Origin of the sequence: Shimia isoporae (assembly GCF_004346865.1) — a bacterium.
Classification (GTDB): Bacteria; Pseudomonadota; Alphaproteobacteria; order Rhodobacterales; family Rhodobacteraceae; genus Shimia; species Shimia isoporae.
Window position 1 is genome coordinate 2188698 of record NZ_SMGR01000001.1, and the last position, 12159, is coordinate 2200856.

The following is a 12159-nucleotide window of genomic DNA, read 5'->3' on the forward strand; positions in this document are numbered from 1 at the left end:
CGACCTTATCCGGTGACGCGTGAACCAGGCATCCGCATATGTTCATTCTCGATACTCGCTGGCTGATGGTTGCTGGCGGCGGGGAGATCATGATTGCCCTGATCTACCTGCAAGGGTTGCTCAAAGCTGATTGCCCCGGCAGGGCACGATGAAGCACAGGCCCCGCAGCCTGTGCAGCTTTCAATGTTGATAAGAGGTTCCGAGCGACCTCCGGTTTTCAACTGGAACCGGATCGCGCGCTCGTCGCAGTGGTCTTCGCAGGCCCGGCAGGCGATTGCTTGCATAGAAAGGCAGCTATCGCCCACCGTGGCGCGCCAGTCCCACCCGGTTGCGGGCAAAATCGCACCGGCGTCACAGACGTCGGCACAGGTCCCGCAGAAAGTACATTCACGGCTGGACAAATCCACAATTGGGAAGCCGTCCTCGTCGCCAGTGATAATCGCTTGAGGGCACGCGGCGGCGCAGTCTCCGCAGTGCGTACAGGTCTCGGTAAAGGCAGACACATCTATCGCGCCCGGCGGACGCATCACGTCGGTGTGCTCAAACTGTCCCTTTAGGAACGACCGCCGTGCCGGCGAATGCGGACTTGCTGCCCTCACGTCTCTTAGACCTTGCATAAAATTTTTAGTCCGATGTTAAGACTAGTTCGTAACGTAAGATTTGGCCCTAATTCTTGATCCAGATCATGAACCAAGTTTTTGATTTCGCGAAACGCTTTTTTGCCTGAGCGCAAAAAGTGATCTCAAATCCGCGACCTGAATCTTGGCATCTTGCTGCGACAGCAAACAAAAAAACCTGAACCAGCTTTCTGCGTACAAGCCAAAATCACATAGCTCTAGGCCTGTCGCACCGTGCCATTCTACCCGATGCTAACGACCTGATTTCTTGGTCCGATTATGCACATGCAGAATATTACGTTACGAGCGATCCAAAAATTTCCGGTGTTACGTAACTTAATTCTTGCATCGAATCAGGTGCGCGACTACCTCCGAATCACGGTCAGTTACGCGAACAGGACCGCAGATCGACCCTGAGGAGGAAATATGACCCAAGCTTTCATCTGTGACGCGACCCGGACACCGATCGGTCGCTATGGCGGTGCGCTCTCTTCCGTGAGAACGGATGATCTCGCTGCGCTGCCGATTGCCGCGCTCATGACGCGCAATCCACAGGTCGACTGGTCCAGCTTGGATGATGTGATTTACGGATCGGCAAATCAGGCCGGAGAGGACAATCGCAATGTGGCGCGTATGGCGGCTCTGCTCGCAGGCTTGCCCACCGATGTTCCGGGTGCCACCATCAACCGCCTATGTGCCTCGGGACTGGATGCGGTCGGCATGGCGTCTCGGGCAATCCGCGCAGGCGATCAGGACATGCTCATCGCTGGCGGGGTGGAAAGCATGAGCCGGGCGCCCTTTGTTATGGGCAAAGCCACCACCGCTTTCTCCCGCGCGGCGGAAGTCTTTGATACCACCATCGGCTGGCGCTTCATCAATAAGAAGATGAAGGCCCAGTATGGCGTGGACAGCATGCCGCAAACCGCCGACAACGTTGCCGCTGACTACAACATCAACCGCGAAGACCAAGATGCTTTTGCTGCTCGCAGCCAGGCCCGCTGGGCCGCTGCGCAGGAAGCAGGCCTGCTCGCAGATGAAATCACCCCTGTGACCATCCCGCAGCGCAAAGGCGATGACATTGTTGTCACAACCGATGAACATCCCCGCCCCGGCACTGGCATCGACAAGTTGGCCAAACTCCGCGGTGTGAATGGTCCGGACCTGACGGTCACGGCGGGCAATGCTTCCGGCGTAAACGACGGCGCAGCCGCGCTTCTGATCGCCAGCGAAAACGCCGCCTCAAAGAACGGGCTCGCTCCGATGGCCCGCATCGTCGGTATGGCCTCTGCTGGCGTCGAACCGCGGATTATGGGCATTGGCCCGGTGCCCGCGACCCGTAAAGCACTGGATCGTGCCGGCCTCACCATCGAACAGATGGATGTGATAGAATTGAACGAAGCTTTCGCCGCTCAGGGACTGGCATCCCTGAGAGAACTCGGGGTGGCAGATGACGCGGCACACGTAAACCCCAACGGCGGCGCCATCGCTCTTGGCCACCCGCTCGGAATGTCCGGCGCGCGCCTTGTGATGACGGCCGCTTATCAGCTCAAGCGCACCGGCGGCCGCTACGCGCTCTGCACCATGTGTGTCGGTGTCGGCCAAGGCGCAGCCCTGATTTTGGAGCGGGTGTAAACCCGTCCCCCAGTAGGAGGAGACCCAAATGTATGCACAGATGATCAAGTCCGAGGCGTCCAAGGATGACCCCGAGAAACTCGCCGAGTTTCAGAAGAAAATCGACGCGGACATCAAGGTCGAGCCGTGCGACTGGATGCCTGAAGGCTACCGCAAAACCCTGATCCGTCAGATCGGCCAGCACGCGCATTCCGAAATCGTGGGCCAGCTGCCAGAAGGCAACTGGATCACCCGCGCGCCCACGCTGGAGCGCAAGATGATCCTTCTCGCCAAGGTCCAGGATGAGGCCGGCCATGGTCTCTACCTCTATGCCGCCGCCGAAACGCTGGGCGTCAGCCGCGACGAGCTGACCGAGATGCTTTTGGATGGCCGGATGAAATACTCCTCCATCTTCAACTACCCGACGCTGAACTGGGCCGACATCGGCGCCGTCGGCTGGCTGGTCGACGGCGCGGCGATCATGAACCAAGTGCCGCTTCAGCGCACATCCTACGGCCCCTACTCGCGCGCCATGATCCGCATCTGCAAGGAAGAGAGCTTTCACCAGCGTCAGGGCTACGACATCATGATGAAGATGGCGCAAGGCACTGAGGCGCAAAAGAAAATGGCGCAGGATGCGCTCAACCGCCTCTGGTATCCGTCTCTGATGATGTTCGGTCCCTCTGATGCCGAGTCCGTGCACTCCACCCAGAACATGGCGTGGAAAATCAAGATGAACACCAATGACGAGCTGCGCCAGAAGTTCGTCGACCAGACCGTGCCACAGGCAGAGTATCTCGGGCTGACCATCCCTGACGAGAACCTGACGTGGAACGAAGAAAAGGGCGGCTACGACTACTCTGATCCGGACTGGACCGAATTCTTCAACGTGCTCAAAGGCAACGGCCCCTGCAACACCGACCGCATGGAAGCCCGCAACAAGGCGTGGGACGACGGCAAATGGGTGCGCGATGGCCTGCTGGCCCACGCAGAAAAAAAACGCGCCGCCAAGACAGCTGCGGAATAAGGACGCTACAATGAGCATGACAATGCAAATCTTTGCGGTGCCTGAAGACCAGCTGTCTGCGGAGCAGGTGAACAGTTTTCTGCGAAAAAACCTTTACGGCGAGAATGCTCTGGAATTGGAGAAAGAGTGGGCCGCTCTTGACCACATGCTGCCAAACTTTGGCAAAAGCGCGTATTCAGCGCTTAGAAGCGGCATCCCAATCGGCGACGACTGGGGCTATGGCCCCGCATTGGCGATAAATTCGAATGAAGCGAAAGCCTTTCTGGAGCAAGTCCAAGCCATTTCGAAGGACGAATTCGCTCAGAATTTCAGCTTCGACGACTTGGCCCAAAACGACGTCTATCCGCCGATTTGGGACCGAAAAGACCCTGATGACAAACACTTCGTTGTTGAGACGTACCAACAGCTTCGTGAGTTCACAAAAGAAGCCGTCGATAACGGCCAAGCTTTGCTCACCGTTATTTTGTAAGGAAGCCCAACATGTCCAAAGAATGGCCCCTCTGGGAAATATTCATTCGCGGCCAGCACGGCCTGAGCCACCGTCACGTCGGTAGTTTGCACGCGCCGGATGCTGAAATGGCGATCAAAAACGCCCGCGACGTCTACACCCGCCGCAACGAAGGCGTGTCGATCTGGGTGGTCGAGGCCAACAACATTTCCGCGTCCTCGCCAAGCGAAAAAGGCCCGCTCTACGAGCCCTCGGAGTCCAAGATCTACCGCCATCCGACCTTTTTCGACATCCCGGACGAAGTGGGGCACATGTGATGGCAAACGTGGACAAGGAAATGCTTGTGCAGTTCCTGCTGCGCATGGGCGACAACAGCCTTATTCTCGGGCACCGCGTCTCCGAATGGTGCGGCCACGCGCCGGTGCTGGAAGAAGACATCGCGCTGGCAAACACCGCCCTAGACCTAATTGGCCAGACACAGCTCTGGCTTGGCTATGCCGCCGAGGTAATGGGCGACAAGACCGCCGACGATCTGGCCTTTTTGCGCGACGTCTGGGACTTCCGCAACATTCTGCTGGTGGAGCTGCCCAACGGCGATTTTGGCCAGACGCTCATGCGCCAGTTCCTGTTTGACGCCTACCAATCGATCTTGCTGCCGCGTCTCGCCAAATCCAGCGACCTGCAAGTCGCGGAGATCGCCGAAAAAGCCAGCAAGGAAGCCGCCTACCACGTCGAGCGCTCCGCTGACACGGTGGTTGGCCTTGGAGATGGCACCGAGGAAAGCCACGCCCGTATGCAGACCGCCCTCGACAAGCTCTGGCCCTACGTCGGCGAGATGTTTGCCACCGACGCCGTCGACGCGGCAATGGCGACAGCAGGCATTGCGCCCGATCCCGCCACACTGCGGGCCGAGTATGACGCGCTGATCGGCAAAGTTTTTGCAGAGGCCACGCTGAAAATCCCCGAAGGCGATTTCGCCCATCTTGGCGGCCGCACCGGCAAGACCCACACCGAACACCTCGGCCACCTGCTGACGCAGATGCAATGGCTGCAACGCGCCTATCCTGGGGCCAGCTGGTAACTCGATGCTGTCGTCGCGATCAATCACGAAGGGCGGCGCCCGACCGCGGGCGGAAGCGAAGCGCCCGCCCGGTGGGGCGGTTGGGCGCTGCCCGGCGTGCCGCCGTGCGGGAGAGTTATGATGACCCTGCCCTCCACCGAAACTGTCTGGAACTGGCTCAACACCGTGCCTGATCCCGAGATCCCGGTTATTTCCCTCACCGACCTCGGCATCATCCGGGACGTAGCCTACGAGGGCGACACCTTGATCGTTACTGTCACGCCGACCTACTCGGGGTGTCCGGCAACCAGCATCATCAATCTCGACATCGAAACCGCCCTGCGCGGCCACGGCATTGAGCATCTCGAACTGCGTCGCCAACTCAGCCCTGCGTGGACCACCGACTGGATGACCACCGAAGGCCGCGCCAAGCTCGAAAAATACGGCATCGCTCCACCACAGCCTGCCGGCGGTCCGGAAAAGTGCCCGCGTTGCGGCAGCCAACACGTTGAGAAACTGAGCCAGTTCGGCTCCACCCCCTGTAAGGCACAATGGCGCTGTACCGCCTGCCTTGAACCCTTTGACTATTTCAAGTGCATCTGAGGAGAGACCCCACATGGCGCGCTTTCACGACCTCGAAGTCACCGATATCCGCAAAACCATCCGCGACGCCGTGGTGGTCACGCTGGCGCCGGTTAATGGTGCAGCGGAGCATTTCGACTTCATCCAAGGCCAGTACCTGACATTCAAACGCGACTTCGACGGCGAGGAACTTCGCCGCTCCTATTCGATCTGTGCCGGAAAGGATGACGGTGTTCTGCAAGTCGGCATAAAGCGTGTGGATGGCGGCGCCTTTTCGACATGGGCAAACGAAGACCTCAAGGTCGGTGACACCGTGCAGGCCATGCCACCCATGGGGGGCTTTTACACGGAACTGAATTCCGCCGCGGAAAAGCACTATCTCGGCTTTGCCGGCGGCTCCGGCATCACACCGGTTCTGTCCCTGATCAAAACGACGCTGGCCCGCGAACCCCAGAGTTCGTTCACCTTGATCTACGCCAACAAAGGCGTGCACACGATTATGTTCCGCGACGAACTGGAAGATCTCAAGAATCTGCACATGGGGCGATTCAACGTGATCCATGTGCTGGAAAGCGATGCACAGGAAATCGACCTTTTTACCGGCTTGGTGACCGCGGAGAAATGCGCGCAACTGTTTGCCACTGGCTGGATCGACATCACGGCAATTGACACCGCTTTTATTTGTGGCCCCGAGCCCATGATGCTCGGCATCGCCCAGGCATTGAAGGACCACGGCCTTTCAGACGAGCAAATCAAATTCGAACTCTTCGCCTCGTCCCAGCCTGGACGGGCCAAACGCAAAGCGGCATCTTCGGGTACCTCCGCAAAGGCAGTCACGGCCCGCATCACGCTTGACGGCGCGACACAGTCCGTGGAACTCGACCGCAACACCACGATACTTGATGCCGCGATAGGACAAAACTTGGACGCGCCCTTCGCCTGCAAAGCGGGCGTTTGCTCGACCTGCCGGTGCCGCGTGATCGAGGGCGAAGTGGAGATGGAAACCAACCACGCGCTCGAAGACTACGAAGTCGAAAAAGGCTACATCCTGAGTTGCCAGTCTTACCCGGTCACGGATCGGGTCGTAGTGGACTACGACCAGTAATCATCCTTACAAAACCGGCTCGTCAGGCGCCGGTCCGGGTTCATCCGGAGCCGGCCCTGGATCAGGTGTAGGAGTTGGTGTAGGTGACGGGGTGGGCGTCGGCGTTGTAACAGGCGTCGGATCAGAAGTTGTCGTCACTGTCGGGGTCGCCGCTGGCGTGACAGGAGCAGTCTTTTTGACATTGTTTGTCAGACCGAGACCGGCACCGAAGTCCACTTCTCCCGCGTTGAAGTCATATCCAACACTCAGGTCTATGTAAAAATCTTCATCAAGGTAAGCGACGCCAGCGTTCGGACGCCAGCTGTTGCTTCGCAACTTATAATCCAGCCCGATGGCAAACGCGCCCCTTTCGGCTTCGTCGTCGGAAAAGACCCTCACACCAACAGCCACATCGCCTCCAAAAATGAAGCTGATTCCAAATCCGAACGCTGTGTCTGCTTTTGATGCTGTTGGCAAAACGCCAAGCGACGCGACCGCAAAGGCCGCTACAGTTCTACTAATCATCTTGTCACCAATACTTACTGTAATGCCTGCAAAATAAGGATTTTGGAGCATGGAGCAAAGAAAATCTGCTTTGGCGGATATTGCCCGATAATCCCAAGTCGTTGGCAGACCCGCCTCTTGCCATTTCGTCAAAGTGTCGCGAACAAAGGCGGGCACAATCTGAAAGCCCTTAAATGCGCACACTTGCAGACCGAATTCGCCACATGATCCTGTTCGAAGGCATCGCCTTGACGCTGCTTGTCATCGGCGCGGCGTTTTTCTCCACGTTCGACCTGAAGATGTTTGGCGCATTTGGTCTGATGATGAGTGCTTTGGCGATGTTCTGGAACCTGATCTTCAACTGGGTTTTTGATTTGTGGGATCGCCGCGTCCGCAATTTTGCGCCGCGTACGCCGCTGCTGCGTGCGGCACACGCCGTTCTGTTTGAGGCTGGCCTGCTGATTGCCGGAACGGTGTTTGCGATGTGGTGGCTGGAACTGTCGCTTTGGCATGCCTTCGTGCTGGATGTCGGCTTGTCGCTCTTCTTCGTGATCTATGCCTATATTTTCAACTGGACCTACGACGTGGTCTTTCCCCCACCTCACATGCGGGAAAAAACAGAAAAGGCCGAAGGTTTCCCTTCAGCCTGACCCGAAAAACATTTCTGTTTTAGCGACTTAGAGGCCGCGCACACCGCCAAGAACAATGTCGGTCACCAAAAGCGCATACGCCTCGCGGTCATCGCGGGACGCCCCGCGCTGCCACATGTAGTAGGTGTTGAGCATCCCGAAGATCGACATCGTCGTGCCGCGCAGCTTTACGAGATCGAAGACAAATACTTCCTGTCCGTTGCGCTCGACCACATCGCTTACAAACGCGACCAACTCGCGCTGAATCTTCTTCAGCTCACCCTGCTGCTCGGGCGGCAGGTTGGTGATGTTGTTGGATTGGACCCGGTGAATTTCATCCGACCCTTCATAGGCCATCAGGATTTCGCGGATGACACGGTACAGCGCCTCTTCCGGCGCCATATCATGCAACTCCAGCCCGCAAACCTGATCACGCAAACCTGTCAGATAGGTCGCCAGCGCGTCAAACAGGATCGCTTCCTTGCTGTCGTAATAGTGATAGATATTGGCCTTGGAAATCCCGCACGCCTCAGCCAGCTTGGCCATGGAAACGCGGTCGTATCCTTCGGAGGCGAACATCTTGGCCGCAGTGTCCAGAATATGGCTGCGCTTCTGATCGTGATCTTTAGCAATGGTACGCGCCACAGCTCACTCCTTGTCTCGACTTTGAACGTCACGGTTGTCGACGACTCGCCGCGCCTTTCCTTGGCTGCGCTCGACGTCGCCTGAATCTCCCACGATGATTTCGGTGGAAATGCCTACAATATCTTTAATGCGTTTACTTAACATGCGAGCTATCGCGGACTTGGAAAGGTTATTGGCAGCTTCTGGCAAAGACTCGACGTGAATTCTCATACCGTCCATGTGCCCCGCCTTAAAAAGTTCGATCTGGTAGTAGGGAGCGAGGCCTCCGGTGGCCAAAACCTGCTCCTCGATCTGACTTGGGAAAACGTTCACGCCCCGCAAAATGATCATGTCGTCGCTGCGACCGGTGATCTTGGCCATCCGGCGCATCGATCGCGCCGTGCCCGGCAACAGCTTGGTCAGGTCGCGGGTACGATAGCGGATCATCGGCAGGCCTTCTTTGGTCAGCGTGGTAAAGACCAGTTCTCCTTCCTGCCCGTCCTCCAGCACCTCACCGGTCTGCGGGTCGATGATCTCGGGATAGAAATGGTCTTCCCAAATAACCGGACCGTCCTTGGTTTCCACACATTCATTGGCCACTCCTGGCCCCATGATTTCGCTCAGTCCGTAGATGTCCACCGCATGCATATCGAACGCGCTCTCGACTTCCTTGCGCATGCTGTCAGTCCACGGTTCCGCACCGAACACTCCGACTGAAAGGGAACTGTCGCGCGGATCAAGACCGGCTTTGTGGAACGCTTCCAGAATGTTGAGCATATATGACGGCGTCACCATAATACCGTCGGGTTTGAAATCGGTGATCAGGCCGACCTGCTTCTCTGTTTGACCGCCAGACATCGGAACGACCGTCGCACCAAGACGCTCAATCCCGTAGTGCGCACCGAGACCACCGGTGAAAAGTCCATAACCGTAGGCGTTGTGGATCAAATCGCCCCTGCGCAACCCCGACGCCCGCAAGCTGCGCGCCATTAGGTCAGACCAATTGTCGATGTCTTTTGCAGTGTACCCCACAACCGTGGGCTTGCCGGTGGTACCGGAGCTGGCATGCAATCGGATAATCTCTTCGCGTGGCACAGCCAAAAGGCCAAACGGGTAGTTCGCGCGCAGATCATCTTTGTAGGTGAAAGGAAACTTGGACAGATCAGCGAGGGTTTTAAGATCGTCTGGATGAACGCCTGCGGCGTCAAAGCGCTCCTTGTACATTGGCACATTGTCATAGGCGTGGCGCAGGGACCATTTCAGCCGCTCCAACTGCAATCCGCGGATTTCATCCACCGAGGCGATCTCGATTGGTTCAAGTTCCTCGCGCCGTGGTGACAGGTCTTTCATTGGCGCAATCCTCCCCAAGTTTGCGACTTCATTCCTCAAACAACTGACCACGGATCGCGCGGCTTGCGCCACGAAATTCCGCGATCACGACGGCATCCTGATTGGTCACCGTCACATCATACAATCCGCTCCGTCCGTTCAGGTTGATCTCGCGCGCATGCGCCGTCAGCTCATCCCCTTCCCGCGCCGGCGCGAGGTAACTGATCTGGTTGTGCTGGGCGACCGTGGCCTGGTTGCGGCTATTGCAGGCAAAAGCAAAGGCGCTGTCTGCCAGCGTGAACGTCATTCCACCATGACAAATGCCATGCCCATTACAGAAGTCAGGTTTCACAGTCATCCGTAGGGTTGCTTGGCCTTCACCGACCTCGACAATTTCCATGCCGAGAAACTGGCTTGCCCGATCAGGTCCCCACATCGCCTTAGCAGATCGCTCCGCCCGCTCCTGCGCTGTCATTGTCGCCATGCTATCCTCCCGACACCGGTTTGGCGCACTTGCATTGACCGACCGGTTGGTCAATAAATGCGCAACTCGGCTGAGTCGTCAAGGGGAGAGCACGACATGACCATTCAAAACGTTTCCAGCTTTGCCAAAGGCGCTTGGGTGGCGCCGGCAGAAGGAGCGCGCACCATCGCTTCTGCGATTACCGGCGAAGTGATCGCCACAGCAGGCAACGACGCCCTCGACGTGCAAGGCATGCTTGACTACGCGCGCGAAATTGGTGGTCCGGCCTTGCGCAAGATGACGTTTCATGATCGCGCCCGAATGCTTAAAGCACTGGCATTGCACCTCCGCGAGCACCGCGACGCGATGTACAGTCTCTCCTTCAATACCGGCGCGACACAGGCCGATCACCTGATCGACATCGACGGCGGCATTGGCACGATGCTGGTTTTTGCATCCAAAGGCCGCAAGGAAATGCCAGACAGTCAGGTCTATGTGGATGGCGAGATCGAGCACCTGTCGCGCAATGGCACTTTTCTGGGTCAGCATATCTGTACGCCACTTCAGGGCGTCGCGGTACATATCAACGCATTCAACTTCCCGGTCTGGGGGATGCTTGAAAAACTCGCTCCGACCCTTCTGGCTGGTGTGCCAGCCATCGTGAAACCGGCAACATCTTCCTGCTATGTCACCGAACTTGCCGTTAAAGTCATGGTTGAAAGCAACATCCTGCCGGATGGCGCCCTGCAACTGGTGACCGGCGGTCTGGGAGACATGCTGGATCATCTCACATGTCAGGACGCGGTTGCATTCACCGGCTCAGCGGACACTGCTCTGAAACTGCGCTCCAATCCTGAAATCCTCGGCAACTCGGTGCGCTTCACCGCCGAAGCCGACAGCCTCAATGCGTCCATTCTCGGACCCGACGCTGTTCCCGGCACACCGGAGTTTGACCTATTCATAAAGGAAGTCAGCCGCGAGATGACCACAAAGGCGGGCCAGAAATGCACTGCCATCCGTCGCATCATCACGCCCGAGGCCACAACCGAAGCCGTGATCGAGGCGCTCTCGACGCGCCTTGCCAAAACCGTCATTGGAGACCCGAGGCTGGAAACCACCCGCATGGGGGCATTGGTGTCTGGTGGTCAAAAGGCTGACGTATTGGAAAAAGCCGCGCTTCTGGCGTCCGAGGCCGAACGTGTCTTTGGTGATCCCGACACTTTGACAGTCGAGGGTGCCGACGCTGACAAAGGCGCCTTTGTTCCGCCGATGCTGTTTCATTGCGGCGATCCCGACGCCGCTCAACATGTTCATGACAGCGAGGCTTTCGGCCCTGTCAGCACCGTCATGGGCTATCGAGATCTGGAACACGCTATTGCGCTGGCCAACCGCGGCAAAGGGTCTCTCGTGGCTTCCGTCATCACGCATGACGCCGAGGTTGCCCGCGAAGTCGCCATGGGCGCTGGCGCGTTCCACGGACGTCTGTATTTTAACAACCGTGACAGTATGAAAGAAAGCACCGGCCACGGCTCGCCCCTGCCGCACATGGTGCACGGCGGGCCCGGTCGTGCAGGCGGTGGCGAAGAGCTTGGCGGCATTCGCGCCGTGAAACACTTCATGCAGCGCACGGCCATTCAGGGCAGCCCCGACATCCTGACCGGCGTCACCGGTCAATGGGTGCCCGGCAGCACTGAAACAGATGCGGGAGCGCACCCGTTCACACGTCGTTTTGGCGAACTCGCTGTTGGTGAAACGATGCACACCGCCTCGCGCACGGTAACGCTGGAAGACATTGAACACTTCGCCAACTTCACGGGCGACACTTTCTACGCGCACATGGATGACGCCGCTGCAAAACGGAACCCGTTCTTCCCGGGGCGCGTGGCGCACGGCTATCTTCTTCTGTCCTTTGCCGCCGGTTTGTTTGTTGAACCCAACGAAGGCCCCGTTCTGGCCAACACCGGTCTTGATGGTCTGCGCTTCATGAAGCCGGTTTCAGCCGGCGACGCGATCAAAGTCCGGCTGACCGTCAAGAAAAAGACCAAGCGCAACGACGAATACGGCGAGGTCCGCTGGCACGTCACCCTGACCAATCAGGACGATGAGCAAGTCGCGGAATATGAACTGCTAACGATGAACGCCTTCTAAAGTCCACAGCCCGGGACTCACTGTCAGGCCCCG

Annotated in this window: 14 protein-coding genes; 9 read left to right on the plus strand and 5 right to left on the minus strand. The window is 57.9% G+C overall.

Annotated elements, in window-relative coordinates:
• Nucleotides 1-5: 5 nt before the first annotated feature.
• Nucleotides 6-617 carry a ferredoxin-type protein NapF gene (gene napF / locus BXY66_RS10715; protein WP_132860097.1) on the minus strand — a complete coding sequence of 204 codons (612 nt, stop codon included), beginning with the start codon at nucleotides 615-617 and terminating at the stop codon, nucleotides 6-8.
• Between the two features lie 426 nt (nucleotides 618-1043).
• Here napF and pcaF point away from each other — a divergent pair, with 426 nt between their 5' ends.
• The 7 genes from pcaF (at nucleotide 1044) to BXY66_RS10750 (ending at nucleotide 6450) form a co-directional block, all read left to right on the plus strand.
• On the plus strand, nucleotides 1044-2249 hold the full coding sequence (gene pcaF / locus BXY66_RS10720; protein ID WP_132860098.1) for a 3-oxoadipyl-CoA thiolase: 1206 nt from the start codon (nucleotides 1044-1046) through the stop codon (nucleotides 2247-2249).
• Nucleotides 2250-2277: 28 nt separating this feature from the next.
• The gene (paaA, locus tag BXY66_RS10725) at nucleotides 2278-3255 is read left to right on the plus strand and encodes a 1,2-phenylacetyl-CoA epoxidase subunit PaaA (protein WP_132860099.1); all 978 of its coding nucleotides are present in this window, start codon (nucleotides 2278-2280) and stop codon (nucleotides 3253-3255) included.
• 10 nt (nucleotides 3256-3265) lie between these two features.
• A complete protein-coding gene (locus tag BXY66_RS10730; RefSeq protein WP_165929150.1) occupies nucleotides 3266-3724 on the plus strand; it encodes a YfbM family protein in 459 nt (152 codons plus the stop codon).
• Nucleotides 3725-3735: 11 nt separating this feature from the next.
• Nucleotides 3736-4020, plus strand: a complete 285-nt coding sequence (gene paaB / locus BXY66_RS10735; protein WP_132860101.1) for a 1,2-phenylacetyl-CoA epoxidase subunit PaaB — start codon at nucleotides 3736-3738, stop codon at nucleotides 4018-4020.
• Nucleotides 4020-4784, plus strand: coding sequence for a 1,2-phenylacetyl-CoA epoxidase subunit PaaC (gene paaC, locus BXY66_RS10740; protein WP_132860102.1), 765 nt, complete (start codon nucleotides 4020-4022; stop codon nucleotides 4782-4784). The genes paaB and paaC overlap by 1 nt, the downstream gene beginning before the upstream one ends.
• A gap of 120 nt (nucleotides 4785-4904) precedes the next feature.
• Nucleotides 4905-5366 carry a 1,2-phenylacetyl-CoA epoxidase subunit PaaD gene (gene paaD / locus BXY66_RS10745; protein ID WP_132860103.1) on the plus strand — a complete coding sequence of 154 codons (462 nt, stop codon included), beginning with the start codon at nucleotides 4905-4907 and terminating at the stop codon, nucleotides 5364-5366.
• A gap of 13 nt (nucleotides 5367-5379) precedes the next feature.
• Entirely contained in the window at nucleotides 5380-6450 is a 1071-nt protein-coding gene (locus BXY66_RS10750; protein WP_132860104.1) for a 2Fe-2S iron-sulfur cluster-binding protein, read from the plus strand.
• A 6-nt stretch (nucleotides 6451-6456) separates the two neighbouring features.
• On the opposite strand, the gene BXY66_RS10755 is transcribed toward BXY66_RS10750, so the two are convergent.
• Nucleotides 6457-7005, minus strand: coding sequence for a hypothetical protein (locus BXY66_RS10755; protein WP_165929061.1), 549 nt, complete (start codon nucleotides 7003-7005; stop codon nucleotides 6457-6459).
• Nucleotides 7006-7127: 122 nt separating this feature from the next.
• Here BXY66_RS10755 and BXY66_RS10760 point away from each other — a divergent pair, with 122 nt between their 5' ends.
• A complete protein-coding gene (locus BXY66_RS10760) occupies nucleotides 7128-7583 on the plus strand; it encodes a PACE efflux transporter (protein WP_132860106.1) in 456 nt (151 codons plus the stop codon).
• Between the two features lie 27 nt (nucleotides 7584-7610).
• Here BXY66_RS10760 and BXY66_RS10765 read toward each other — a convergent pair whose 3' ends face one another.
• The 3 genes from BXY66_RS10765 to paaI are packed head-to-tail and all read right to left on the minus strand — an operon-like array spanning nucleotide 7611 to nucleotide 9990.
• A complete protein-coding gene (locus BXY66_RS10765; protein ID WP_132860107.1) occupies nucleotides 7611-8207 on the minus strand; it encodes a TetR/AcrR family transcriptional regulator in 597 nt (198 codons plus the stop codon).
• Nucleotides 8208-8210: 3 nt separating this feature from the next.
• A complete protein-coding gene (gene paaK / locus BXY66_RS10770; RefSeq protein ID WP_132860108.1) occupies nucleotides 8211-9536 on the minus strand; it encodes a phenylacetate--CoA ligase PaaK in 1326 nt (441 codons plus the stop codon).
• 28 nt (nucleotides 9537-9564) lie between these two features.
• Nucleotides 9565-9990, minus strand: a complete 426-nt coding sequence (paaI, locus tag BXY66_RS10775) for a hydroxyphenylacetyl-CoA thioesterase PaaI (RefSeq protein WP_132860423.1) — start codon at nucleotides 9988-9990, stop codon at nucleotides 9565-9567.
• Nucleotides 9991-10095: 105 nt separating this feature from the next.
• On the opposite strand from paaI, the gene paaZ reads away from it, so the two are divergent.
• A complete protein-coding gene (gene paaZ, locus BXY66_RS10780; protein ID WP_132860109.1) occupies nucleotides 10096-12126 on the plus strand; it encodes a phenylacetic acid degradation bifunctional protein PaaZ in 2031 nt (676 codons plus the stop codon).
• Nucleotides 12127-12159 lie beyond the last annotated feature (33 nt).